We start from the raw sequence: 24,768 nt of genomic DNA on the forward strand, positions 1-24,768 counted from the left end.
CAGTCAGCGAATCGACACCAGCGGGCCCGGCGCCCGGCCGCCGGCCAAGGCGACCGCGTCGGCGAGGAGCTCACCCAGCTGCGTCGGGTATACCGTCTCCCCGGCGCCGGCCAGCCGGGCGATGTCAGCGGCGTCGCACCAGCGGTGGCCGTGAATGTAGCTGCGTTCCAAGTCGGTGCGGCCCGCACCGGACGGCTCGAAGCGCTGGGTGCGGTGGACGAAGTAGAACTCTTCGCTGTCGATCAGCGAGCCGTTGAACTCGAAGACCTCGTCACGCCGCCAGACCGGGCCCACGATGTCGCCGGGCGCCACGGTGAGACCCGTCTCCTCCGCCAGCTCGCGGGCGGCGGCCTCGGCCAACCGCTCCCCCCGCTGTACCTCCCCGCCGACGGTGATCCACCACTTCGGCGCTTCGTTCTTGAGTGGCCCGCGGCCGACAGCAGGGTCGGAGCCGCGCAGCAGCAGCACCGCACCGGTCTCGTCGAGCAGCACCACGCGCGCCGACGTGCGGTGGCTGAGCACTCCGTTGAAGGAGCCGACGTCGCCGTGAGCCAGCGCGTGCGGGCGCTCGACGATCTCGAAATAACTTGGCAGCGCTGCTGTTCCGCCGAGACGAAGGGTCCGCACCAGGAATCGCTCGCGCAGCGCAAGGGTGTCCCGGACCGCGTCATTGTGGAACCGGCGGGCCAGCAGTACCCGGGCCTCGGCGTCGGCCAGCTCGGCGATCAGCCCGGCCGGCAGCGCGGCCGGGTCGACGATCGCCAGCGCGGCCGAGAGTTCGTTCTCCCGTGATTCGCGCTCCTGCCGCGGCGCCGCCTCGGCGGCGTCGGCCAGAGCGGCCAACCGCCTGCCCTCCGGGGCGCCGCCGTAGGCGTCGATGGCGACCGCACGGGCGACCACAGCGCGCCGCGCCAAAGCGCCGTCGAGCGCCTGCCACGACAGGTCGTAGCGGACGTGCAGCCGGTCCAGTCGGTTGGCCGTCTGATAGGCCCAGGCGCCCAGGACCGCCAGCAGCCCGACCAATACCGCGATGCCGACGGCGAGCCACGTCATCAGCTCGCCACCTGAACTTTGGCGCCGCTCGCTGCGACGGTCTCGTAGACGCGCATGATCTCACTGGCCACCACCGCCCAGTCGTAACGCTGGACGGCGGCCGAACCGGCCGCGACATAGCGTTCGCGCAGCACATCGTTTTCTAGCACCGAGATGAGGGCGTCCGCCAGCGCAGCGCCGTCACCGACCGGCACCAGGCACCCCACTTCGCCGTCGCGCAGCACCCGCCGAAAGGCGTCCAGGTCGCTGGCCACCACCGCGGTGCCCGCGGCCATGGCCTCGACCAGGACGATGCCAAAGCTCTCGCCACCCACGTGAGGCGCGCAATACACGTCGGCGCTGCGCATCGCCGACGCCTTTCCGGCGTCGTCGACCTGGCCCAGAAACCGCATGTGCTTGACCAATTCGCCTGCCTCGCTGCGCAATTCAGCCTCGTCGCCGCGGCCGACGATGAGCAGCTCAACGTCTGGGAAGTGCTGAACCACCCCGGGTAGCGCTTCGAGCAGGACCGACATGCCCTTGCGGGACTCGTCGTAGCGGCCCAGGAACAGCACCGTCTTGCCCGGCCGCGGGTAGCCGTCGAGCGGAAGCGCCGAGGCGAACGAGTCGACGTCGACGCCGTTGGGGATCTCGACCGCGTCGGTACCCAGCGCCTCCATCTGCCAGCGGCGGGCCAGGTCCGACACCGCGATCCGGCCGACGATCTTTTCGTGCATCGGCCGCAGGATGCCCTGAAAGACCGTCAGCGTCAGCGATTTGGTGGTCGAGGTGTGAAACGTCGCGACGATCGGTCCCTCGGCGATGTTGAGGGCCAGCATCGACAGGCTCGGCGCGTTGGGCTCGTGCAGGTGCAGCACGTCGAAATCGCCTTCGGCGAGCCACTTTTTGACCTTGCGGTGGGTTGCCGGGCCGAACCGCAGCCGGGCCACCGAGCCGTTGTAGGGAATGGGCACGGCCTTGCCCGCGGAGACGACGTAGTCCGGCAACACCGCGTGCGGCGACGCCGGCGCGAGGACGCTCACCTGCTGCCCGCGCCGACGCATCACCTCGGCCAGCTGCAAGACGTGCGACTGCACCCCGCCCGGGACGTCGAACGAGTAGGGGCAGACCATGCCGATGCGCATCAGGTCTCCCTGAGCCGCGCCTGCCTGGCTTCAGACAGGTCGGCGAGCCACTGCGGTTGCAGCATGTGCCAATCCTCGGGGTGCACGGCGATGTTCTGCGCGAACCGGTCGGCCAGCGCCTGGGTGATGGCGCCGACGTCGCCGCTGCTGCAGTCCAGTGGTGGGAACACCTCAAACCCCCAGCCGTCGCCGTCGAACCAGCAGTGCACCGGAAGCAACGCCGCCCCGGTCGCGACCGCCAGCTTCGCCGGTCCGGCCGGCATCCGGGTGGCCTCACCGAAGAAGTCGACCTGCACACCCGTGCGGGTGAGGTCGCGATCGGCCATCAGGCACACCAGTTGGTTCGCCCGCAGCCGATCGCACAGTACATCGAAGGGCGGCCGTTCGCCTCCGGACAGCGGCAGCACCTCGAAGCCGAGGCTCTCGCGATAGCGCAGGAAACGCCGGTACAACGACTCGGGCTCGAGCCTTTCGGCGACGGTGATGAAGGTGCCGCGCGTCTGGGTGAACCACACGCCGGCCATGTCCCAGTTTCCGCTGTGGGGCAACGCGCAGATCGCGCCGCGGCCTTCGGCCAGCGCCGAGTCCAGGTTCTCGGCGCCCCGGAACGCGGCGTCGAGTTCGCCGGAGAGCGCACGCAGGTTCATCGACGGCAGGCGGAACGCCTCCCGCCAGTAACGGGCGTAGGAGGCCAGCGACGCGCGCATCAGGTCGTCGGGCACTTCGGCGGGCGCGACACCGATGACGCGGGCCAGGTTCTTGCGCAGCTGCTGCGGACCGCCGCGGCGTGCCGCGTAGCGTGCCCCGGTCTCGAACGCCGAGCGCGCCGCGAATTCCGGCATCGCCCGCACGGCCATCCAGCCGGCCGCATACGTCCAGTCGCTCGCGGTCCCGGACACCAGGCGCCGCGGCGCGGTGATCAAACCCAAACCCGGGATCACGGCATGCGCTCCGTCGCGCCGGGCGAGGTCCACACCGTGCGCAGCCGCTGCACGCAGGTGACCACGCTGGCCACCGCCAGCAGCCACATGGCCACCGGCAGCGCGGGCGGCCAGGCCACGAACGGGAAGTCCGCCACCCCGGCGCCGACCAGCACGATGATCAACCGCTCCGGGCGTTCGATGATGCCGCCGTCGCCGCGCAGCCCGCTGGCCTCGGACCGCGCCTTGATGTAGGAGATGACCTGCGAGGTCACCAGGCAGATCATGGTCGCCACCGCGAGCAGGTCGTCGTGCATGCCGAAGGCCACCCACCACAGCAGGCCGCAGAACACCGCGCCGTCGCTGACGCGGTCACAGGTGGCGTCCAGCACGGCGCCGAACCGGGTGCCGCCCCCGCGCTCGCGGGCCATCGCGCCGTCGAGCATGTCGAACAGCACGAAAAACCACACGACGCAGGCGCCGGCGAACAACTTGCCCATCGGGAACAGCGCGAGCGCCCCCGCGACGGACCCGGTGGTGCCCAGCACGGTGACCACGTCCGGCGTCAAGCCCATCCGCAGGCACGCTTTGGCGGTGGGCGTGGTGAGCCGCGCGAACGCCGCCCGCGAGAGGAACGGCACCTTGCTCATCTGCGGCGCTCTCCCCCGCAAGCGGGCGATATCGCCACCTCATCGCTACGTCCCCCTCGCCGCTTCACGGCTGGGGGCGCCCCCACCGCGTCGTCACCAACGCGGCTCATGCGCGCTCACGTCTCATGACTGGTTAGTCCACTCGGTGGCCAGCAACCGGCGGGTTTCGCGCAGCAACTGCGGGATCACCTTCGAGCCTCCGATGATGGTGATGAAGTTCGCGTCGCCGCCCCAACGGGGTACGACGTGGACGTGCAGGTGCTCGGCCAGCGACCCGCCCGCCGACGCGCCGAGGTTGAGACCGACGTTGAAGCCGTGCGGCCGCGACACGTTCTTGATCACGCGAATCGCCTTCTGGATGAAGGCCATCAACTCCGCGCTCTCCTCGTCGGTGAGGTCCTCGAGCTCGGAAACCCGCCGATACGGCACGACCATCAGGTGCCCCGGGTTGTACGGGTAGAGGTTGAGGACGGCGTAGACGAGTTCCCCGCGCGCGACGACCAGGCCCTCCTCGTCCGGCAGTTGCGGGATGTCGGTGAACGGCTGCTCGGTCTTGCCCGAAGAGTTGGGATCGCGCTTCATCGGCGCTTCGGCCAGATAGGTCATCCGGTACGGCGTCCACAGCCGTTGCAAGTGGTCACTCTCGCCGACACCGGTGTCCAGGATGGTGTCCTCCACGCGTTCCGTCGGTTCACTCACCGCCGGTCACCTTCACCAGTTCGGCGGTCGGGGCGGCATTCACGCGCTCGGCGATCCACGCCACGATGGCATCGACGGCGCTGTCGCGCGGCACACCGTTGATCTGCGTGCGGTCACCGAAGCGGAAGCTCACCGCCTTCGCCTGGACGTCGCGGTCACCCGCCAGCAACATGAACGGCACCTTCTGGGCCGTGTGGTGGACGATCTTCTTGGCCATCCGGTCGTCGCTGCTGTCCACCTCCACCCGCACGCCGTGCGATTTCAGCTGCGCCGCAAGGCTTTCCAGGTAGGGAATGTGTTCGTCGGCGACGGGTATCCCGACCACCTGCACGGGCGCCAGCCACGCGGGGAACGCCCCCGCGTAGTGCTCGGTGAGGATACCGAAGAACCGCTCGATCGATCCGAAGAGTGCCCGGTGGATCATCACCGGCCGCTGCCGGGTTCCGTCCGGGGCGGTGTACTCCAGCTCGAAGCGCTCCGGGAAGTTGAAGTCCACCTGGATGGTCGACATCTGCCAGCTGCGGCCCAGGGCGTCGCGGGCCTGCACGGAAATCTTCGGGCCGTAGAACGCCGCACCGCCGGGGTCGGGAACCAGTTCCAGGCCCGACTCGGCGGCCACCTCGGCCAGGGAGTTGGTGGCCTGCTCCCACATCTCGTCGGTTCCGACAAACTTCTCCGGGTCCTTGGTGGACAGCTCCAGATAGAAGTCCTCGAGGCCGTAATCGCCCAGCAGCTCGAGCACGAACCGCAGCAGCGACGCCAGTTCGCCGTGCAGCTGGTCGCGCGTGCAGAAGATGTGCGAGTCGTCCATGGTGAATCCACGCGCCCGCGTCAACCCGTGCACCACCCCGGACTTCTCGTAGCGGTAGACGGTGCCGAACTCGAAGAGCCGCAACGGAAGTTCGCGGTACGACCGCCCGCGTGACCGGAAGATCAGCGTGTGCATGGGGCAGTTCATCGGTTTGAGGTAGTAGTCCTGCCCGGGCTTGCGCACCGTTTTGTCGTCGCCCAGTTCGGCGTCGAGGTGCATCGGCGGGAACATCCCGTCGGCGTACCAGTCCAGGTGGCCGGAGGTGTGGAACAGCTGCGCCTTGGTGATGTGCGGGGTGTTGACGAACTCGTACCCGGCCTCGATGTGCTTGCGCCGTGAGTACTCCTCCAGCTCCCTGCGCACCACGCCGCCCTTGGGGTGGAAAACGGCCAGTCCCGAACCGATTTCGTCGGGGAAGCTGAACAGGTCCAGCTCGGTGCCCAGCTTGCGGTGGTCGCGCCGCTGCGCTTCGGCGAGCAGCTCGAGGTGCCGGTCCAGCGCCTCCTGCGATTCCCACGCGGTGCCGTAGATGCGTTGCAGGCTCGCGTTCTTCTGGTCCCCGCGCCAATACGCGGCGGAGCTGCGGGTCAGCTTGAACGCCGGGATGTGCTTGGTGGTGGGGATGTGCGGCCCGCGGCACAGGTCCCCCCAAACCCGTTCCCGGCTGCGGGGATTGAGGTTGTCGTAGGCGGTGAGCTCGTCACCGCCTACCTCCATGATGTCGGGGTCGCCGGACTTGTCGTCGACGAGTTCCAGCTTGTAGGGCTCGTCGGCCAATTCCGAGCGCGCCTGGTCCTTGGACTCGTAGACGCGGCGGGAGAACAGCTGCCCCTCCTTGATGATCTGGCGCATCCGCTTTTCCAGCGCCGCCAGGTCCTCGGGGGTGAACGGCTCCGCCACGTCGAAGTCGTAGTAGAAGCCGTCGGTGATGGGCGGCCCGATGCCGAGCTTCGCGTGCGGAAACATGCCCTGGACGGCTTGGGCCAGCACGTGCGCGGCCGAATGCCGGATGACGCTGCGTCCCTCGTCGGTGTTGGCCGCCACCGGCACCACCTCGGTATCGGCTTCGGGGACCCAGCTCAGGTCCCGCAGCTTGCCGTCGGCGTCGCGCACCACCACGACCGCGTCGGGCTCCCCGCGGCCCGGCAGCCCCGCCTCCCGCACCGCGGCCGCGGCGGTGGTCCCGGTCGGCACCCGGATAGGGCCTGCTGGGGACGGGTTTGCGGGGGCGCTCATCGCGTGGGGTCTCCTAGGTCGGTGGGTCGACGACCATGCTATCGGGGCGCCCAGCGGCCAAGCAGGGCCGTCGAGTAGTGCGGCATCGTCGCGGGGCGCCGCCGCCCGCAGCAAATTGTCGGCAGAATGGGTTCGTGGGGGCGCAGACGGCATTGGCATTGCTGCTCGCCGCTGTCGGCGCCATCGTGGTGGTCAATTGGGTCAGCGACCGCACCGGACTCCCCAGCGCGGGATTGCTCACTCTCGTCGGTATTGGTTACGGGCTGCTGCCGGGGCCGAACGTCGGCCTTCGCCCCGACATCGTGATGACCTGCATATTGCCGCCTTTGCTCTACAACGCGGCCCTGGAGTCGTCGCTGATCGGGATACGCCGCAACCTGCGCACCGTCGTCAGCCTGTCGGTCATCCTCGTTCTGCTGACCGCGGCTTCGGTCGGCGCCGCCTTCGCCCTGCTCGTCAGTGGGGCCACGCTCGCGGTGGGCGCGGTGCTCGGCGCCGCGGTGGCACCCACTGATCCCGTGGCGGCGCTCGCGGTCGCCCGCAAGGTCGGTCTGCCGCTCAACATCGTCACCCTCATCGAAGGCGAGGGCCTGCTCAACGACGCGACGGCGCTCACCACACTGTCGGTGGCCATCACGGTGGCCAGGGGTGCGGACTTCTCGTTTCCGTTCGCGGTCCGGGAGTTCGCCCTGGCCGCCGTGGGCGGCCTGGTGATCGGGCTGGCATTCGCTTGGTGCCGCCGCCTGTTGCGGCGCTTTCCGCACGACGTGATGACGGCCAACGCGATCTCGCTGGCCACACCGTTTCTGACCTATCTCGCGGCCGAGAAGGTGCACGCGTCGGCGGTGCTGGCGGTCGTCGTGTGTGGATTGGTCGTCGGACACGACTCACCCCGGTCGGAGTCGGGCGCGAGCCGGTTGCAGACCCGGGCCGTGTGGCGGTTGGCCAACTTCCTCCTCGAGGGTCTCGTCTTCCTGTTGATAGGTCAGCAGTTCCCGGCCGTCCTCGACGGCCTGCGCGGCTACCCGGTGTCGACCATCGTCGTGGCGACCACCGTGACCACCGCGGCGGTGCTGCTGGTGCGGCCGTTGTGGCTGATACTCACGCAGTCGCTGCCGCGGTCACTGCATACCCGGCTCGGGAACGTCACGGGTACCGCCGACGACGATGACGATGACGATCACGATCCGGCCCCAGCCCGTCCCCGACGCGACCGCAACGCGGAGAGACTCAGTGGCCGTGAGATTTTCGTGCTGAGCTGGGCCGGCACCCGAGGCGTCGTCAGCCTCGCCGCGATCTTCGCCGTGCCCTTCACGACGGACAGTGGCGCACGGTTTCCGGTCCGCGATCTCTTGTTGTTCTGCACCTTGGTGGTCGTGCTGGTGACGCTGATCGGTCAAGGCAGCACTTTCGGCCCGGTCGCGCGTGCTCTCGGCGTTCACGCAAAGGCCGTCGACGAGCTGCGCCTGCGCAATCGGGCGCGCACGGCCGCCGTCCGCGCCGCCCTCGACGCACTCGACGAGCTCAGTCAAGGAAGCGAAGCCGACGCCAGGGCGATCGACGCGGTGCGAAAGCAGTTGTGCACCCGGCTCGAGCGGTATCAACGCCGGCTCGATCTGCTGTCGGATTCCGACGACTTACCCAGCCATCCCGAATACGAGGCGGCCGTCGCGATCCGGCGGGCGGCCATCGATGCCGAGCGCGACGAACTGGTGCGCTGGCGTGACGCCGGCATGCTGCCCGATCGGAGCCTTCGGGTGCTCGAACGCGAACTCGACCACGAAGAGGTGATGCTGCCGACCACCCGGCTCTGACCCGGCTCAGGGCTGCCCGGGCTTGAGCCGCACGAACAGGGCATCGGCCTCGGTCAGCAGCGTGTCGCCATCGGTCAGCCGACCCGAGACGAAGATCTTGCGCCCGTCGACCCTGTCCACCCCGGCGTCGAACTGCAACTCCTTTTCGATGGGCACGATGTTGCGGTAATCGATCTTGAGGTAGGCGGTGCGCTGGCGCCGGCTCCCGGTCAGCAGGACCGCCGTCAGCCCGAGCACGGTGTCGAACAGCATGCCGAGTGAGCCGCCGTGCACCGCACCGTTGCGCCCCAGATGGAACCGGGCGAACCGCGCCCAGCCGTGCACGCGGCCGTCGTCGCCCTTGCGGGCAGACATGGGAACCGTCAGGACGTTGCCGCGCATCGGCAGATCCATGCGGCGGCCCGAGGGCGCCGCCCACTCATCGGCGTCGTACGGGGCGAGCAGCGCCGACAGCTTCTCCAGCTGATTCGCCGCCTCCGCGATGACCTCGTCGGGCGCGTCTACGGCGCGCGCGTGGTCCTGCAGCTTGCGCACGCCGTCGATGAACCGGCCGTAGTCGGGGCCGCCCTTGGTCGTGGGTTCGGGCGGGTTGAACCCGCCGCCGGGGTGCCTGGCCTGTCCGCTGGTCACCGGGACACCGTATCCGGTGGTCAGACGGTCTTCTGACCTCCGGCGGTCGACAGGGCCTCGAACTCGTCGTCGCTCAGCTCGATCTGGGCGGCGGCGACGTTCTCCTCCAGGTGCGCCACCTTGGACGTGCCCGGGATCGGCAGCATCACCGGCGACCGTTTCAGCAGCCAGGCCAGCGCCAGTTGGGACGCACTCGCATGGTGCTCGGCGGCGATGCGCTGCAGCGGGCCGTCGGGGGCGGCCAGCGGCCCGGCCGCCAGCGGGAACCAGGGGATGAAGCCGATGCCCTGGCTGGTCGCGGCGTCCAGCAGTGGCTCGGCGCCCCGAGCCGACAGGTTGTACATGTTCTGCACGGAGACGATCTCGGTGATCCGCTGGGCCTCCGTGAGCTGATCGACGTTGACCTCGGAGAGGCCGATGTGGCGGATCTTGCCCTCGTTTTTCAGCGCCAGCAGCTCGCCCACCTGGTCGGCCAGCGGGAAGTCGCGGTCGATGCCGTGCAGCTGGAACAGGTCGATGGTGTCGACGCCGAGGCGGCGCAGGCTCATCTCGCATTCCTGGCGCAGATAGCTCGGGTTGCCCAGCGAGATCCATACGTCGGGTCCGGTGCGCAGCAGACCCGCCTTGGTCGCGATGACCAACCCGTCGTACGGATGCAGCGCCTCGTGGATTATCTCCTCGGCGATGTAGGGACCGTAGGAGTCCGCGGTGTCGATGAAGTTCACGCCGAGTTCGACGGCGCGCCGCAACACGCGGATCGCTTCGTCGCGATCGGCAGGCGGGCCCCAGACGCCCTTGCCGGTCAGGCGCATGGCACCAAAGCCGAGTCGGTTGACGGTCAGGTCGCCGCCGAGCGTGAAGGTACCGGACGCTTGGCTTTTTGGTGCAACGGTTTTCGAGTTCTGTGCGGTCATTTTTACGACCGTACGCCGGAAATGTCGTCGGGCATCTCGGCGTGGCAAGCTGGGCTGGTGGACTTAGCAGCACTCGAGGAACTGCCGTTGACCTACCGCGAGGTGGGGGCGACCGCGTCCGGCAAGTTGCCCGCGGGATACGGCCACCTGCACACGGAGAGACAGATCGGCACCGGGCAGCAGCGCTTCGAGCGCGCCGCCGACGCCGTCATGCGCTGGGGCATGCAGCACGGGGCGGGCCTGCGGGTGCGGGCCAGCTCCGAGGTTGCCGAGGTCGGCACAGTTGTGTTGGTGCGCATGGGTTTTCTGCCCGCGCCGTGTCGGGTGGTGTACGTCATCGAGGAGCCCGACATCCGCGGATTCGCCTACGGCACCCTGCCCGGACATCCGGAGTCCGGTGAGGAACGTTTCGTCGTCCGGCGTGACCCCGCCACCTCCGCGGTGTTCGCGGAGGTGACGGCGTTCTCGCGGCCCGCGACCTGGTGGAGCAAGGCCGCCGGGCCCGTGGTGTCGGTGGCTCAGCGCGTCATCGCCAAACGCTATCTGCGCGGGGTCTGAGCCGTCGGGGTCAGCGGCTCCCGACGCTACCGGAACGCCGTTCCTCGCCGAACGTCACGCCAGCGTGACACTCGCCGTCGAGCGTCACGCCAGCGTGACAGGACCGACGGCGCTACGAGCCCCAGGACGTCAGCAAACGCTCTGCGCCCGAACACATTTCGTCGATAACCTCGGCCACCGAGGCGTCGTCGCGGATCATCCCGACGCCCTGACCGGCATCCACCGGGGCGACCCGGCGGTCGTCGGCGGCGATGGAGTCCTGGAGTTCGTCGCAGGCCTGCGGGTCCAGCGCGTCCTCCTTGCCAGTCCAGCGCTCGACGAAGTCGTTGGTCAGCACCCGCGACGGGAATCGCGCAGGCCACGGCCGGGCCTGGGCCACGTCGAAGGCCCGGGTGACCGCGGTGTCGGTGGCCCGGGCCGCGATCAGCGCGCGGCGGCTGCTGTCACCGGAGAGCGCCTCGGGACAGGCGGCCAGGCGGGTGCCCACCCACGCCCCGCTCGCCCCAGCGGCCAGCACGGCGGCCAGGCTGCGCGCCGACGCCACGCCGCCACCGGCGAGGACCGGCACCGAGACGGTGTCCAGCACGGTGTCCAGCAACGGCAGCGTGGCCAGCGTCGTCTCACCGTGCCCGCCACCCTCCGAGCCGCGGGCCACCAGGATGTCGACGCCGGCGTCGGCCGCCTGGCGAGCCCCGAGGCCGTCGTAGACCTGGGTGGCGGTGGGGATTCCGGCGTGGTGCGCCTTCGCGACCCATGACCAGTCGGTCCCGAAACTGACCGACAGCAGGGCCGGGCGCGCCGCGAGGGCATCCTCGAACAGCCCCTCCTCGGTACGCATCACCCAATCGACCAAGCCGATGCCGAACGTTCCCCGCACGTGCTGAAGCTGGGTTCTCAGCAATTCCCTGGTCGCCACGCTGCCCATGCCGACCATGCCTAGGCCGCCGGCCGCGGTGACCGCCGCCGCCAGCCGGCCCCCGGCAACCCCGCCCATCGGCGCGTTGACGATCGGTACCCGCAGCCCGAATTCCCTCGACCAGGGCGTCGAAAGCATGCGGCTAGTGAGCCGACGGCAGAGTCTTGAGCACGGTCAGCATGACCACCGAATCCTCGACCGCATGCAGGGCGTGCCGTTCCGCCGGAATCTCGACGTAGTCGCCCGCTTTGCCTTCCCAAGCGTCACCCCCGGTGGTCAGGCGCACGTGGCCCTGCAGCACCTGCAGCGTCGCCTCGCCGGGGCTGTCGTGTTCGGAAAGATCATGGCCGCCAAGCAAAGCCAGCACGGTCTGCCGAAGTTCGTGGGTGTGGCCCCCATGGATGGTGTGGGCGGCCCGACCGCTGTGCGTTTCCTTGGCCTCGGCCAGCTTTTCGGACGCGAGGCTGGTCAACGAGATCGATTCCATAGCTGAGCCCTTCGTGGTTGAGCGGACGCGATCACCCCATCAGTAGCAGTATCCCCGCCGCGACGAGCGCGGCGACCTTGACCGCCTCGAAGCCGACGTAGACGTAGTGGGCCCGCGAGCGCGGCCCGTCGGCCCCGGCGAGCACGAGGTCGGAGCGGCGCGTCAATCGGGGGCGCACCGCGATCAGCTGCAGGGCGAGGGCTCCCACGGCGACGAAAGTCGCCGCGGCGACGCCAGCGGGCGTGGGGCCCGCGACCACGATTGCCACGAGCACAAGCGCGAAGCAGACCTCGACGGCATTGAGGGCGCGAAACACCAGCCGCCCGATACCGAGCCCGATCTGCAACGTCACATTCGGCGCGCGGAACTTCAGCGGGGCTTCCAGGAACGAGATGGCCAGCACCATGCCGAGCCAGACAAAGGTGACCGCGACGGCGATCGCCGGCCCGGTGTTCACTTGGCCGCCTGCCGCGGCTTCAGGTGCGCCAGGCACAGATCGGGTTCGACGAACGCCTCGAGCCGGTCGACCGAGACGGGCGCGCCCCAAGACTCCATCACGCCCTGCATCAGTCCGAGGTGCACGGGGCAGACGACGGTCGTCCGGTTCTCGGCCAGTTCCAGGAACGGGCAATGCCGCAGCCCGACCTGCTGCTCCCCTTCGGCCGACCGGCGTTCTGGCGCGAAGCCGAGCTCGTCGAGCATGTTGACCAAGTGGTCGATGGCGTCGTCGGCGCTGGTGGGCTTCGCCGGGACCGGCTCCAGGCTGGCGTCCAGCTTTTTCCCCCAGGCCCGGCCCGCGGCCACCGCCTTGGCGCTGGCGTCCGGCTCACCGGCGAACGCCGTGGCCAGCACCTCGGCGAGCAGGCGATAGTGCCGCGTCCCGCCGCGGTCCATCTGGCGGATCGCACGGAACATCAGCGGCGGGCGGCCCGGCCCCTTGCGGTCCAGCTCGACGTGCTCGACCTGCCCGTCGCCGACCAGGGTGTCCAGGTGGAATCGGACGGTGTTGGGGTGCACGCCCAGCACGTCGGCGATCGCGGCGATGCTCATGGCGTCGGGCGACGACCGCAGCACCCGCAGCACCTCGCGGCGGCGGCCGGCGGACTCCCCGACCGGCGTGGGCGGCACATTCACGGGACCCTCACGCTCCTTCCGCTTGGCCGACCCTCGGGTGAGCGGCCACCAAAGCCGTGTCTACACCGAGCGGACGCAACTGGCCGCCCCGCCCGGCGACCCGAGGGGGCGTCGCGCCCCGGCAGCGTTTCGGTGAAGAACGCCTCATTGTCTGTCGGCCAGGTGCGGTTTGAGCTCCCCGGGCAGGTCGTGTTCGTAGGAGATGGCGTCTACCGGGCACACCGGCCAGCACGCGGCGGGAGTCCACGCATTCGTCGGGATGAATATAGAGCGCCCGGCCGCCTTCGTAGATACAGTCGACGGGGCACTCATCTACACAAGCGCGGTCCAGCACGTCGATGCACGGGTTCCCAAAGAGATACGCCACGCGGTAGAGTTTACACAATTTAACTTGTAAAAATGAGAGAAGCGGGAGCACTGGTCGTGAATCCTCTGAAATCCCCTGTGCGGCAGGGATTCTGATGGTCAAGCCGTCGGCCGGCGCCGGGCCGCCCCTTCCATCATCGGACCGTTCCGACGACGCCGTGGCGGGCCACTGGCTGCTAGCCCGGCTCGGTAAACGCGTCCTTCGCCCCGGCGGCGTCGAGCTCACCCGCACGCTGCTGGCCCGCGCCGAGCTAGCCGACGCCGACGTGGTCGAGCTGGCGCCCGGCCTGGGCCGCACCGCCACGGAGATCCTGTCCCGCCACCCCAGGTCGTACGTCGGCGCCGAGGGAGATCCCGACGCGGCCAACGTGGTCCGGGGCGTGCTCACCGAGCTCGGCGTCGAGAACGGCGCGGTCCACGTCACCGACGCGGCGGCAACCGGACTACCGGATTCCTGCACCGATGTCGTCATCGGGGAGGCGATGCTGAGCATGCAGGGCGACGCGGCGAAACACGCCATCGTCGCCGAGGCGGCGCGGGTCCTTCGGCCGCACGGCCGGTACGCGATCCACGAATTGGCCCTCACGCCGGACACCGTCTCCGAGGAGGTCAGCACCGACATCCGCCAATCGCTTGCCCGCGCGATCAAGGTGAACGCGCGGCCGCTGACGGTCGCGGAATGGTCGCGGCTGCTTGCCGACCACGGGCTGGTGGTGGACCACGTCGCGACCGCTCCGATGGCGCTGTTGCAACCGCGCCGACTCGTCGCCGACGAAGGACTGCTCGGGGCGCTGCGGTTCGCGCGCAACGTCCTCGCGCACCGGGACGCCCGAAAGCGAGTCCTCACCATGCGCCGCACGTTCCGCCGGCATCGCAAGCAGCTGGCCGCCGTCGCCATCGTCGCCCACAGAGCCTGATGTCGGGCGGGTTGGCCTAAATGCTTTGGGCCGGGGCCGATTTCGAGGTCTCCGGGTGGGCAAGCCGGTAGACCTCGATGAGCCGCGCCACATCGGTCGGCGTCACGATGCCGACGACCTGGCCGCCGTCGAACACCAGGGCGCGGCTGCGCGGGCCGGCGGGGGCCATCCGCTCCAGCAGGGTGGTCAGTGGCTCATGCGGTGCGCCGGACGGCACCTCCTGCAGCGGCTGTGCTATCTCACCCACGGTGGTGGTGGCGCGCCGTTCGGGTGCGACATCGCGCAATTGCCGCAACGTGATCAGACCCGAAATCTCCCCACTCTGGTCGACGACCGGGTAGGCGGAGTGCCGGTCGCCGAGCACGTAGCGCTGGACGAAATCGTCGACCGTGATCCATCCGGGGGCGGTGTGCGGGCGGGCGGTCATCGCGTCGGCGACGCGCACCCCGGAAAACATCTGTTGGGTCGAAATCCGTGTCTCCTCTTCGCGACTGGCAGCGAAGATGAACCAGCCGATGAACGCCAGCCAGACCCCACCCACCAGACCGCCGAGCAGAAACTCGGCCAGCCCCAAGCCAATCAGGATGAAGGCGACCACCCGCCCGGCGTGGGCGGCGCCGATGCTGGCGCGCACGCTGTCGCCGTGACGGCGCCACAGGAACGCCCGCAGCACCCGGCCACCGTCCAACGGTGCGCCGGGCAGCAGGTTGAACAGGCCCAGCAGCAGGTTGATGCCGGCCAACCAGGACGCGACGCCGACCGCGATCGGCGCGGCGCCCACTGTCGGCAGGACAGCGACCAGGCCGCCGAAGATGGCCGCCAACGCAAGGCTGGTGGCCGGCCCGGCGATCGCGATCCGGAAGGCCGCCGTCGGCGTCTTCGCCTCGCCGCCAAGGGTGGTGACTCCGCCGAACAACCAGAGCGTCACGCTGCCCACGGGGACCCCGGCGCGGCGGGCGACGACGGCATGCGCGAGCTCGTGGGCCACCAGCGACGCCAACAGCACCAGCGCGCCGCCCGCGCCGGCCACCCAATAGGCCACCGGCGAATACCCTTTGACACTGCCGGGCAGCATGCTGGCCAGGCTCCAGGTGAACAACCACAGGATGACCAGAACGCTCCAGTGGACCTTCACCGGGAAGCCGGCGATCCGCCCGATCGGGATCGCATCGCGCACCTCGAACCTCCAAAGTCGTTGAGGGAGGCGGTTGGAAGCCGCCTCGTGTCCGAAGTTAGTGCGACGCTGCGGTCGTTACTAGGGCCGTTGGACCCCCAGCGGGCGGCCAATCGACCTGCGCTCGACAACTGGCAACTGTTTTCCGGGCAACCGCCGCTGATGCGGCGTCAACGGCAGCAGCGCCTCGTCTCCGAGGCATCCCGCGCCGACCAGCCGAGTGCCATTGTCGAAATGTCTTCGGCCGAAGCGTGATAAGGACTTCCGTCCCTACCGTCGAATCCGCTGGCATGGTCGGATCGAAGGCGTCCGCTTCAAGCAACAGACATCTGTAGGAGAAGACCATGACCACCACCACCACGGCGCCAGCGACGCAGAAGCCGCACACGCCGTTCCCCGATTTCTTCTCGGCGTTCCCCTCGTTCGCCGGGATCCGTCCGATGTTCGACACCCGGCTCATGCGGTTGGAAGACGAAACGGTTGACGGGCACTATGAGGTGCGTGCCGAAATACCCGGCATCGATCCGGCCAAGGACGTCGACATCACGGTCCACGACGGTCAGCTCACCATCAAGGCGGAGCGCAGCGAGAAGAAGCAATTCGACGGGCGGTCGGAGTTCTCCTACGGCTCGTTCGTCCGCACCGTGTCACTGCCGTCCAACGTCAACGAAGACGATATCAAGGCCACGTATGACAAAGGAATTCTGACTGTCTCCGTGCCGGTTTCAGCACCCCCGCCGGAGGCAAAGCACGTGAAGGTGGCCGCCAAGTAGCCGTTGCACCGCGGGCCCGGACATCGTCACCCGGGCCCGCGGCGCGGCGCGCGGTGATGACTTTGGGCCCGATCCGCAATCTCCGCGTGACGGAAAACCGGGGCCTTCTCCCGTAATTTGGCATGCGGTTCCGGTTGAACAAAGGAGCATGGCGGTTATGGCTGGTGTCCGACCGTTGTCGTTGACCGACTCTGACGTGGACGCCCTGGCTTGCGAGTTCCTGGAGTCCCGGTATCTCGGCCACACCTATGCCGACTGGTCCCCCGATCGACGCCTCGACACCTTCCTGCGGCGCCGCGGCCTGTCTCGCGTTGCCGACGACGGCGACCTGTCCAACACCGTCTTGGAACGCATCCTGGGCCACACGGGCAATGCCTCGCGGCTGGCCCGCCGCTAACCACCCGGGCTGTCTGCGGTTTCTCAGTTGGCAACGCCCACAGCCGCTTCGAGTTCGGCCAGACACTCCTCGGTCAGCGGTATGAAGTTCTCGAGGTCGGGCACCACGTCGCGGCCCGCTGCGTAGCCGAATCCGATCCGGTCGGCGTACAAGCACGTGGTGATGTTGAGCGCATGGCCGTCGTAGACCGTGGAGACCGGGTACATCTCCGCGATTCGCGCTCCGTTCCAATACATTTCGGCGGCCGGTCCGCGGACATGCGAAATCGGCAGGTTGTATCCGGTGCGGATTTTCGGTGTGAACGGCAGCAGCGGGCCGATCGCCGTCACGGCGATACTTCCCGCGTTGGTGAGCAGTGACGCCGCGGCTCCGCGCTTGCCCACCCAGCGCTTCCCCTCGGCCATCGATCGATGGATCGCGTTCAGCCGGGCCAGCGGGTCATCCAGATTGGTGCCCAACGGACACATCCAGAGCCCAAACTTGTTGCCATGCTGGTCATCTGGCGAATCGTGTTGGTGATCGCGCACGGTGATGGGGCAGGCCGCCACCAGCGGTCGCTCGGGCAGCTCCCCGTGATCGCGCAGCCACCGGCGCACCACCCCGGCCGCCATCGCGGTGAGCACGTCGTTGCCGGTCACGCCGGCCGCCTCTCGCACGGCGTGGATGCGCTCCTTGGCCCAGCTGCCCGCGGCGACTGCGCGTTCTGGGCCGGGACGCCCGTTGAACCGCGTGTAGGGCGCCCCGAGCGGCAACGCGGTGGTGTGTCCCACCAGGGCGTCGAGCACGGTGGCGATCTCGCCGGTGGCCACCTTGGCGATCAGGCCCGCACCCGACGCCGCCGCGCCGGTCAGCGACCGCAGCGGCGCGACCAGGCGGGACATCATCCCGTCCGGAGCCGGGGACGCGGGCTCGGGGCGGCGGTCGGCGTAAAACGGGGGCATGGACCGGCGGCTGGGATCGTCGCTCAGCGCGTCGGTGATCATCTGGAACCCCGCCACCCCGTCGGTCACGGTGTGATGCACCTTGATGTAGAAGGCGAAGCGGCCGTCGTCGAGGCCGTCGATCAGGTACGACATCCACATCGGCCGGCGCCAGTCCAGCCGCAGGGCGTCCAGCTCCCCGATCAGCCGCCAGAACCCCTCGGCGGGCACCGTGCGGCGGTGGCAATGTTGGCTCAGATCAACGGGATTCATCTGCCGCCACACCCACATGCCGCCGGTGTCCGCACCGCGGTGCGGGTACTTGCGCAGCCTGGGGTCGAGCGGATCGTTCCCCGCAAGCGTCCTCCGGTGCAGGTCGTCGACGTAGTCGGGCCCGGCGTCGTCGGGCGGCGACAGGATCAGCACGGCGCCCACGTGCATCGGGCTGGACACCCACTCCGCGGTCATCATCGCCGCGTCCAGCGGATCCAGCGGATTCATGTCGGCCTCCGCGACTAAGCGGGGCGGTTGCGCTCGGTCACGGCCCCATTGAGCAGGCCCGACTGTTGCAACGCCGCCTCGACGAACCGCTGTACCGGCCGCGCGCGGAAGAATCCGGTGTGACCGCCGCGGTACCAAACGATTTCCGGCTTGCCCCAGTGCTCCCAGAGGCGGACCACCTGCTCGCGGGGATGCACGACCTGATCGGCGACGCCGGCATAGATGAAACGCCCCGGCATGGGAACCAACGGTGCAAGGGCCAGCGGTGATGTCATCCGCCCGATGGGCTCCGCGAGTTCGAAGGTCTGACGCCGTGGATCTTCGGGGCCAAGGCCGGAGTGCCGGGTCAGCAACCCGACCAGGTCCGCGACCGGGACACCGAGGATCGCGCAGGTCAGCCCGGCTTCGAGGCTGGCGACCAACGCGGTGATATAGCCGCCGAGCGACAGACCGTTCAAGCCGATCTGGGATTCCGGCTCTTGCCGGCGTATCCAGGACAGCAACCGCCGGATGTCCCACACCGCCTGCGCCGTCGCGTGCACGTCGTCGAGGATGTCCTCCCCCGGAAACACCGCGCCTTTCGGCAGGCCACGGGCCCGGGGCCCGTGCATCGGCAGGACGGGCATGACGACGTTCAGTCCGAGGTCCGCGTGTAACCGCCAGGCCCGAAACAGCGCGAGATCCAGTGCGGCCCGGCCCATTTCCGTTCCGTGTATACAGACCAGCCAGGGCCGCGGTTGCGGATGACGGAGCAACAGGGCGTACTCACGGTTGTTTGCGGCGTAACTCATCCACCGATCCGCGCCGGGTTCGCCCGGCCGCGGCCGGTATCCGCTGTCGAAAGACATGCGGTAAAACGATCGCCTGCCCTTTTTGACCGCGCGCAAGGTGACATCCGACAGCGGCGGGGGTGCACCGAAAAATCGTTTCGGATGGTCGAGCCATCCGCGGTCGCCGTAGAACGACAGCCCGGCGACCACCTCGTCGGTGATGCGCGTGAACTCCTCGGGGCGGCTGACCGGGCGTCGCGCCTTGAGGCCCATCAGGACGACCTCGTCGCGAAACGCCTGCGCCGCCAGGGCCAGGGTGGGTCGCGCGATCGGAAGCTCGTCGGGTGCCTGGCCGAGATAATCACGCCATGACTCGGCCAGGTAGCGACCGGTGCTCGTGAATGGTTTGACGGCGCCGCTCAGGCCGACACCGGCGGGCGGAGTCAACGGCAAAGCGCCACCCGGGCGCTGGGAGACGCCGTTGTTGTGGGTCGGTACGGCCATGAAGGCAAAGTAGCAGGCGCCGAAAACGGCGTGTTAGGGACTTACGGCCCGGCCCCGACCGCGAAAGTCCTTGCCCGACAACCCGATGATGCGGACCGGGCCGGGTCATATGACCGGGCGCGAAGGGTCTTTCGTCACTCGCGCCGCTGCCCGGGCGGTCGTAACGTCGGAGCCGTCACAAGCACCGCTGACGCTCTCTAGGAGTCCCATCATGACCGAGGCACCGCAAAAGACCGAACCGCGATGGGCCGAACTGTCCGATGACGTGCTGGAATCTGTCGAAACCGGCCGCAAGCAAGCCATCGATGCGGTCCGCAAGTTCGTCGACCAGATCAGCCCCGTCCTCCCCGAGCAGTCACGACGCAAGACCGTCGTCGACGCCGCCCTGGACCTCGCCGACGAGTTGGTCACCGCACGCATGGAGTTCTTCCGCAGCGTGGTCCGCAGCGCAGGCCATGCCGTGAGCAAGCACGGCGAGTAGACGGCCCAACCGGGCGGGCCGGCTAGTCGAACGCGTGGATCACCTGACGGGCCACCTGTCGGATCTGTTGATACACAATGCGATCCAGCGGCAGATCCCGATAACGCGGGATCTCCCCCGTTGTGGTGACCACGCCCGGCTCCTCGTGCGCCCAATGCGCGTTCACCTTGTCGCCCAGCGCGCGCGCGGGCGGATTGTCGGACAGCACGCGGGCGTGGAAGCGTTGGATGCCGTCGACACGCGCCGCGACCGCGAGCGCTCCGAGCAGCAGCGTGCCTATCCCGCGACCCTGGTAGCCGTCCGCGACGGTGAGCGCAACCTCTGCCGAGGCGCGGTCGTCCTGGTCCCGAACGAAGCGGGCGTCGGCGACGACCGGGCCTGCCACGCCGTCGGTGACCACCCACACGAAGTGGTCGACGTAGTCGACCTGGAACAGATAGGTCAGGCGCGCAGCGGTGGGAGCGCCGCCTTGGTAGCGCCGGTAGAGGGTCTCCCGGGAGAAGGAACCGCTGCTCTTGAACCGCTCGGCGTCACCGGGCAGAACCGGGCGCAGCGAGAGCACGGCGCCGTCCTTGATCGTCACCGGGATCGGGGCGACGTACGCGGCCAGCCGCTGCCGAGCGGTGCGCAGCATCCGGTCGGCGATGACCGGCATGCTCAGCATGCGGTCGAAGGCGGCGCCGTATCCGATGTATCCGCGCACATCCTCCACCGCCGTCACCGTTGCCGTCCTGGTGGCGTGCCGCAGCAACGCGATCTCCCCGACGATCGTCGCCGACGACAGCTCGGTGACCGTGACCCGACCCTTGGATCCGACGTGCCGCACCCCGATGCCCCCGGACGCGATAATCGCGAAAGACTCCGCTCGCTCCCCCTGCCGCATCAGGACCTCGCCGGCGACCGCGTGCAGGGGCTCGAGAAGGGCGGCCAAGGTCATGAGGTCCTCGGCCGGGATATCGGCGAACACGGGCAACGCCGCGAGTTCTTCGGCGCGGACGGCCCTCACATCGGCCCACCTGTCAGCTCGAATCTCCCGCCCGAATCACACGCTGATTGCGAATCCATTGCTAAAGCGGTCATCTCGCCAATTTCGTAATTCAGCGGCGCCGAGACGGGTAACGTCGCGATGCGTCCTCCCCGATGTACGGTACGCGAGCCGCACCGGTATCGCGGGAGAACGAAGTAGGTGACCGCTGTGACAAAAGACCCTGTCGGACTGGGACTTCGGCAGACCGGAAGTGAGACCAAAGCCTTTCGGTGATCGTGCTCTTGGCCTCTAATGGCCGCGCCCTCGGGGATGGTCGGATGGATCAAAGGCTCACGGGGAGGGAACATGAATACAGCGAAGTGGCTTCAGCATTGGCCACAGCGCCGGCCGGCGGCCCGGATCTATCAGCTGACCGATCGCCTCCACGAGGGGCATGTTGCCCGCGTGCCCGCCCACCAGATACCCGCCACCGTGTCCGCCTGGTTGGAGGAGCTCGGCGCGCATAGCCCGCTGGTTGACGACCTCGAGCGGGCGGTTCGAGGAGAAGACTGGTCCGCGGCACACGCCCTCGGTGAGTGCCTGTCCATCGAGATCGCCCCGGCCGACTGACCGGATTGCGATCCGGATGTAGCGCGCGGGGACGTTTGCCGCCCCCCACGTGACTTTCGTCACTACCGCGTCACCGCCAGGCTCCGCAGGATCGACGGTATATCGGTGCACCTCGTCATCGGTATCCGTTTCGGCAGCAATGGATTGCGCGATGAATGCACCACTGGCCTCAATGGAGAGACCCGACCTCCGCAAGATCGAGAACCGCGCGCCCTCGGTGGCACAGATGTTCGTCAACCGGGTCGCCGCCACCCCCAACGCGGAGGCCTTCCGCTACCCACAGGACCACACCTGGGCCAGCGTCACCTGGCAGCAAGTCGGCGAACGGGTCAACAACCTCGCCGCGGGGCTGATCGCGCTGGGAATCGCGCCCGAGGACCGGGTCGCGCTCGCCTCCGCGACGCGCTACGAGTGGGTCCTCGCCGACTTCGCGATCGTCTGTGCGGGTGCCGCGACCACGACCGTGTACCCCACGACGAACGCCACGGATGTGGCCTACATCGTCGCCAATTCCGGGAGCCGGGTGGTGGTCGCCGAAGACCAGACCCAGCTCGACAAGCTGATCGAGCACCGGGCGGAACTGCCCGACGTCCGCAAGGTCGTCATGATCGACGGCAACGGCGACGGCGACTGGGTGATCTCCCTCGCCGAGCTCGATCTCTTGGGCAAGCAACTGCTCGCGGACACACCCGACGCGGTCAACGACCGCGTCGCGGCCGTCGGTCCCGACCACCTGGCCAGCCTTATCTACACCTCCGGCACTACCGGTCGGCCCAAGGGCGTGCGGCTCACGCACGGGGCATGGACGTACACCGCCGCGGCGATCGATTCGCTGGGCATTCTTGGCCCCGACGACCTGAACTTCCTGTGGCTGCCGCTGGCACACGCGTTCGGCAAGGTGATGCTGGCCCTGCCGTTGCAGATCGGCTTCCCCACCGCCATCGACGGCCGCGTGGAGCGGATCATCGACAACCTCGCGGTGCTGCGGCCGACCATCATGGGCGCGGCGCCGCGCATCTTCGAGAAGGCGCACGCGCGCATCCAGGACATGGCCGCCGAGCGCGGCAGGGTCAGGAAAATGATCTTCGATTGGTCGATCGGGGTCGGCAAGAAGGTCTCGGAGGCGCGACAGTCCGGGAAGAAGCCTTCACTGGCGTCGTCGCTGGCCTACAAGGTCGCTGACCGGCTGGTGTTCACCACGATCCGGAAGCGCTTTGGTGGACGGTTGCGGTTCTTCGTTTCCGCGGCCGCCGCGCTGGACCGCGACGTCGCACAGTGGTTCGACGCCGTCGGCATCATCGTGCTGGAAGGTTACGGGCTGACCGAGACCGCTGCCGCGTCATTCATCAACCGTCCCAACGCTTATCGGTTCGGCACGGTCGGCTGGCCGTTCCCCGCCACCGATGTGAAGATCGCCGACGACGGCGAGATCCTGCTCAAGGGGCCGGGTCTGATGACCGCCTACCATGACCTGCCCGATGCCACCGCCGAGGCGCTCGACGGCGAGGGGTGGTTCCACACCGGCGACATCGGCGAGTTGGACACCGACGGATTCCTGCGGATCACCGACCGCAAGAAAGACATGTTCAAGACCTCGCAAGGCAAATATGTTGCGCCGTCGGCGATCGACGCGCGCTTCAAGGGCCGCTGCCCGTATGTGAGCGAGATCGTGGTCTACGGGGAGGGCAAGCCGTATTGCGTCGCCCTGGTCAGTCTCGACGGCGAGGCGATCACTGACTGGGCCAACAAGAACGGCCTGGCGGGCAAGTCGTTTGCCGACATCGCGCGCGACGACAAGACACAGCAGCTGATCGCCGGCTACATCGACGCCTTGAACACCGAACTCAACCGCTGGGAGCAGATCAAGAAGTTCACGATCGCCGACCGCGAATTCACCGTCGAGTCGGGCGATCTGACGCCGAGCATGAAGCTCAAGCGCAAAGTGGTCATCGACAGGTTCGCCGACCGCCTCCAGGCTCTCTACGAATCCTGACGCCACAACGATCTACTGTGTCGACATCGACACGCTGTGATCGTCGAAACTACCCACGCCGGCGCATTTTCCGCTCGGACTGATCCGCGCACAGCGCACGTCCGGTCGTTGGCGTACACGCGCCCGCGACGAAGTGGGGAAGGAAGTCCTCTAAACGATCGCTTTGAGCCCGACGAGGGGGCGTCCAGTCCTGCCCGGCCTGGGACCTTAGACCCCTAGCCAAGGGCCAACGACCCTCTCGCGTCGCCGTCGTGATCCATACGGTTGGACGAACAGCAACGACGACGCAAGCAGTGGAGGGATGGCATGCACGCAGATCGCCTTAAGTGGTTAGCGAAGGCGCAGGGCCCGTTCGTCTCGGTGTACTTCGACGACTCACACGACACTCTGGACGCCGCCGAGCAGCTCGACGTGAAATGGGCCGACATCCGCAGGCAACTCGAGGACATGGGCGCGGACGCGAAGGCCCTGGGCATGCTCGAGGATGCCGTGCTGCGCCATCGCCCCGCCGTCGGTCGGCAGGGCCGCGCCGTGATCGCGACGAACGCTGAGGTGCTGATCAACGAGCATCTAATCGCCCCGCCCGCAGCCACGGTAGTGCGCCTCTCGGATTACCCGTATCTCGTGCCCTTGATCGGTATGCAGGTGCAGCATCCGACATACGTGTTCGCCGCCGTCGATCACACCGGGGCGGACATCAGCCTTAATCGGGGTGGAGCGGTCACCTCGAAGAGTGTCGACGGTGGCGGCTACCCGGTGCATAAGCCGGTCACGGCCGGATGGAACGGGTATGGCGACCTCCAGCACACCACCGAGGAGGCGATCAGGATGAACTGCCGCGCAGTCGCCGACGAGCTCACCCGGCTGGTGGACGAGGCGGACCCCGAGGTTGTGTTCCTCTGCGGCCAGGTGCGTTCGCTCGCGGATGTGACGGTGGAGCTGCCGGAGCGGGTGGCCGTACGGGTAGCGCAGCTGCACACCGCCCGCAAGACCCCTATCGACGAGAACGAAATCGGCGAACTGACCGCCGCGGAGTTCGACCGCCGTCGGCGTGCCGAAATGACCAGCACTGCAGAACGATTCGAGGCAGAACAGGGGCGCGGCTCTGGGCTGGCAGCCGACGGCCTGGCCGCCGTGTGTGCGGCGCTTCGCGACGGGAACGTCGACACGCTGATCGTCGGTGACATGGGCGACGCCACCGTGGTTACCGGCACGGCACTGACCACGATCGCCCCAGACGCCGACGCGCTGTCCGAGCTGGGCGAGCCGGTGAAGCGGGTGGCCAGGGCCGACGAGGCGTTGCCGTTCTGCGCGATCGCGGTCGGCGCCACCTTGGTGCGGGCCGAAAACCGCATCGCACCCGCGGGCGGGGCCGGCGCGTTGCTGCGGTATGCCGTAACCGACAGGCTCGCCGGTCGCCGATCTTAGA

25 protein-coding genes and 1 pseudogene are annotated in these 24,768 nt (G+C 68.4%); 9 read left to right on the forward strand and 17 right to left on the reverse strand.

Annotated features, from left to right (window positions below):
- Positions 1–3: 3 nt before the first annotated feature.
- From A5695_RS17910 to thrS, 6 genes are all read right to left on the reverse strand, one after another.
- Complete coding sequence (locus A5695_RS17910; RefSeq protein WP_068084949.1) at positions 4–1,053, reverse strand: NUDIX domain-containing protein; 1,050 nt, start codon at positions 1,051–1,053, stop codon at positions 4–6.
- Positions 1,053–2,177: a glycosyltransferase family 4 protein gene (locus A5695_RS17915; RefSeq protein ID WP_068084952.1), complete on the reverse strand. Its 1,125-nt coding sequence runs from the start codon at positions 2,175–2,177 to the stop codon at positions 1,053–1,055. Before A5695_RS17915 ends, A5695_RS17910 begins: the two co-directional genes overlap by 1 nt.
- A complete protein-coding gene (locus tag A5695_RS17920; RefSeq protein ID WP_369830207.1) occupies positions 2,177–3,106 on the reverse strand; it encodes a phosphatidylinositol mannoside acyltransferase in 930 nt (309 codons plus the stop codon). Before A5695_RS17920 ends, A5695_RS17915 begins: the two co-directional genes overlap by 1 nt.
- 8 nt (positions 3,107–3,114) lie before the next feature.
- Positions 3,115–3,747, reverse strand: coding sequence for a phosphatidylinositol phosphate synthase (pgsA, locus tag A5695_RS17925; protein WP_068084955.1), 633 nt, complete (start codon positions 3,745–3,747; stop codon positions 3,115–3,117).
- A gap of 123 nt (positions 3,748–3,870) precedes the next feature.
- Entirely contained in the window at positions 3,871–4,446 is a 576-nt protein-coding gene (locus A5695_RS17930) for an HIT domain-containing protein (protein ID WP_068084960.1), read from the reverse strand.
- Positions 4,439–6,493 (reverse strand): threonine--tRNA ligase, encoded by a 2,055-nt coding sequence (gene thrS, locus A5695_RS17935; protein ID WP_068084963.1) that lies wholly within the window; start codon positions 6,491–6,493, stop codon positions 4,439–4,441. Before thrS ends, A5695_RS17930 begins: the two co-directional genes overlap by 8 nt.
- A 35-nt stretch (positions 6,494–6,528) precedes the next feature.
- Between thrS and A5695_RS17940 the strand changes: the two genes are divergently transcribed.
- A complete protein-coding gene (locus A5695_RS17940) occupies positions 6,529–8,307 on the forward strand; it encodes a sodium:proton antiporter (protein WP_068084965.1) in 1,779 nt (592 codons plus the stop codon).
- Positions 8,308–8,313: 6 nt separating this feature from the next.
- Here A5695_RS17940 and A5695_RS17945 read toward each other — a convergent pair whose 3' ends face one another.
- Both A5695_RS17945 and A5695_RS17950 read right to left on the reverse strand, forming a co-directional pair.
- Positions 8,314–8,937 carry a PaaI family thioesterase gene (locus A5695_RS17945; RefSeq protein WP_068084967.1) on the reverse strand — a complete coding sequence of 208 codons (624 nt, stop codon included), beginning with the start codon at positions 8,935–8,937 and terminating at the stop codon, positions 8,314–8,316.
- A gap of 20 nt (positions 8,938–8,957) precedes the next feature.
- Complete coding sequence (locus A5695_RS17950) at positions 8,958–9,851, reverse strand: aldo/keto reductase (RefSeq protein WP_068084969.1); 894 nt, start codon at positions 9,849–9,851, stop codon at positions 8,958–8,960.
- Positions 9,852–9,908: 57 nt separating this feature from the next.
- On the opposite strand from A5695_RS17950, the gene A5695_RS17955 reads away from it, so the two are divergent.
- Positions 9,909–10,409: a DUF1990 family protein gene (locus A5695_RS17955; RefSeq protein ID WP_068085083.1), complete on the forward strand. Its 501-nt coding sequence runs from the start codon at positions 9,909–9,911 to the stop codon at positions 10,407–10,409.
- A 112-nt stretch (positions 10,410–10,521) separates the two neighbouring features.
- Here the strand turns inward: A5695_RS17955 and A5695_RS17960 are convergent, their stop codons facing one another.
- The 5 genes and pseudogenes from A5695_RS17960 to fdxA form a co-directional block, all read right to left on the reverse strand.
- On the reverse strand, positions 10,522–11,463 hold the full coding sequence (locus A5695_RS17960) for a nitronate monooxygenase family protein (RefSeq protein WP_068084971.1): 942 nt from the start codon (positions 11,461–11,463) through the stop codon (positions 10,522–10,524).
- A 4-nt stretch (positions 11,464–11,467) separates the two neighbouring features.
- Positions 11,468–11,812: a cupin domain-containing protein gene (locus A5695_RS17965; protein WP_068084974.1), complete on the reverse strand. Its 345-nt coding sequence runs from the start codon at positions 11,810–11,812 to the stop codon at positions 11,468–11,470.
- 31 nt (positions 11,813–11,843) lie between these two features.
- On the reverse strand, positions 11,844–12,269 hold the full coding sequence (locus A5695_RS17970) for a hypothetical protein (RefSeq protein ID WP_068084976.1): 426 nt from the start codon (positions 12,267–12,269) through the stop codon (positions 11,844–11,846).
- Positions 12,266–12,946 carry a metalloregulator ArsR/SmtB family transcription factor gene (locus A5695_RS17975; protein ID WP_068084979.1) on the reverse strand — a complete coding sequence of 227 codons (681 nt, stop codon included), beginning with the start codon at positions 12,944–12,946 and terminating at the stop codon, positions 12,266–12,268. The genes A5695_RS17970 and A5695_RS17975 overlap by 4 nt, the downstream gene beginning before the upstream one ends.
- A gap of 7 nt (positions 12,947–12,953) precedes the next feature.
- A pseudogene (fdxA, locus tag A5695_RS30340) lies at positions 12,954–13,313 on the reverse strand (ferredoxin).
- A gap of 94 nt (positions 13,314–13,407) precedes the next feature.
- Between fdxA and A5695_RS17985 the strand changes: the two are divergent.
- Positions 13,408–14,229, forward strand: coding sequence for a class I SAM-dependent methyltransferase (locus tag A5695_RS17985; protein ID WP_068084986.1), 822 nt, complete (start codon positions 13,408–13,410; stop codon positions 14,227–14,229).
- A gap of 16 nt (positions 14,230–14,245) precedes the next feature.
- Here A5695_RS17985 and A5695_RS17990 read toward each other — a convergent pair whose 3' ends face one another.
- Positions 14,246–15,406 carry a site-2 protease family protein gene (locus tag A5695_RS17990; protein ID WP_068084989.1) on the reverse strand — a complete coding sequence of 387 codons (1,161 nt, stop codon included), beginning with the start codon at positions 15,404–15,406 and terminating at the stop codon, positions 14,246–14,248.
- Between the two features lie 341 nt (positions 15,407–15,747).
- Here A5695_RS17990 and A5695_RS17995 point away from each other — a divergent pair, with 341 nt between their 5' ends.
- Both A5695_RS17995 and A5695_RS18000 read left to right on the forward strand, forming a co-directional pair.
- Positions 15,748–16,176 carry an Hsp20/alpha crystallin family protein gene (locus A5695_RS17995; protein WP_068084992.1) on the forward strand — a complete coding sequence of 143 codons (429 nt, stop codon included), beginning with the start codon at positions 15,748–15,750 and terminating at the stop codon, positions 16,174–16,176.
- Between the two features lie 181 nt (positions 16,177–16,357).
- Complete coding sequence (locus A5695_RS18000) at positions 16,358–16,573, forward strand: hypothetical protein (RefSeq protein ID WP_197515539.1); 216 nt, start codon at positions 16,358–16,360, stop codon at positions 16,571–16,573.
- A gap of 23 nt (positions 16,574–16,596) precedes the next feature.
- On the opposite strand, the gene A5695_RS18005 is transcribed toward A5695_RS18000, so the two are convergent.
- Both A5695_RS18005 and A5695_RS18010 read right to left on the reverse strand, forming a co-directional pair.
- On the reverse strand, positions 16,597–17,994 hold the full coding sequence (locus A5695_RS18005) for a wax ester/triacylglycerol synthase family O-acyltransferase (RefSeq protein ID WP_068084997.1): 1,398 nt from the start codon (positions 17,992–17,994) through the stop codon (positions 16,597–16,599).
- 14 nt (positions 17,995–18,008) lie between these two features.
- The gene (locus A5695_RS18010; RefSeq protein WP_068084999.1) at positions 18,009–19,268 is read right to left on the reverse strand and encodes a S9 family peptidase; all 1,260 of its coding nucleotides are present in this window, start codon (positions 19,266–19,268) and stop codon (positions 18,009–18,011) included.
- A gap of 211 nt (positions 19,269–19,479) precedes the next feature.
- On the opposite strand from A5695_RS18010, the gene A5695_RS18015 reads away from it, so the two are divergent.
- Positions 19,480–19,749 (forward strand): hypothetical protein, encoded by a 270-nt coding sequence (locus A5695_RS18015; RefSeq protein ID WP_067751683.1) that lies wholly within the window; start codon positions 19,480–19,482, stop codon positions 19,747–19,749.
- A gap of 22 nt (positions 19,750–19,771) precedes the next feature.
- Here A5695_RS18015 and A5695_RS18020 read toward each other — a convergent pair whose 3' ends face one another.
- Positions 19,772–20,755 (reverse strand): GNAT family N-acetyltransferase, encoded by a 984-nt coding sequence (locus A5695_RS18020; RefSeq protein ID WP_068085002.1) that lies wholly within the window; start codon positions 20,753–20,755, stop codon positions 19,772–19,774.
- A 327-nt stretch (positions 20,756–21,082) separates the two neighbouring features.
- Here A5695_RS18020 and A5695_RS18025 point away from each other — a divergent pair, with 327 nt between their 5' ends.
- The 3 genes from A5695_RS18025 to A5695_RS18035 all read left to right on the forward strand — a co-directional run bounded on the left by A5695_RS18025 (position 21,083) and on the right by A5695_RS18035 (position 24,767).
- Entirely contained in the window at positions 21,083–21,346 is a 264-nt protein-coding gene (locus A5695_RS18025) for a hypothetical protein (RefSeq protein ID WP_068085085.1), read from the forward strand.
- A 151-nt stretch (positions 21,347–21,497) separates the two neighbouring features.
- Positions 21,498–23,339, forward strand: a complete 1,842-nt coding sequence (locus tag A5695_RS18030; protein ID WP_068085088.1) for a long-chain fatty acid--CoA ligase — start codon at positions 21,498–21,500, stop codon at positions 23,337–23,339.
- Between the two features lie 306 nt (positions 23,340–23,645).
- The gene (locus tag A5695_RS18035) at positions 23,646–24,767 is read left to right on the forward strand and encodes a hypothetical protein (RefSeq protein WP_068085005.1); all 1,122 of its coding nucleotides are present in this window, start codon (positions 23,646–23,648) and stop codon (positions 24,765–24,767) included.
- Position 24,768: the final 1 nt, after the last annotated feature.

It is taken from the genome of Mycobacterium sp. E1747 (assembly GCF_001667775.1).
Taxonomy (GTDB): Bacteria; Actinomycetota; Actinomycetes; order Mycobacteriales; family Mycobacteriaceae; genus Mycobacterium.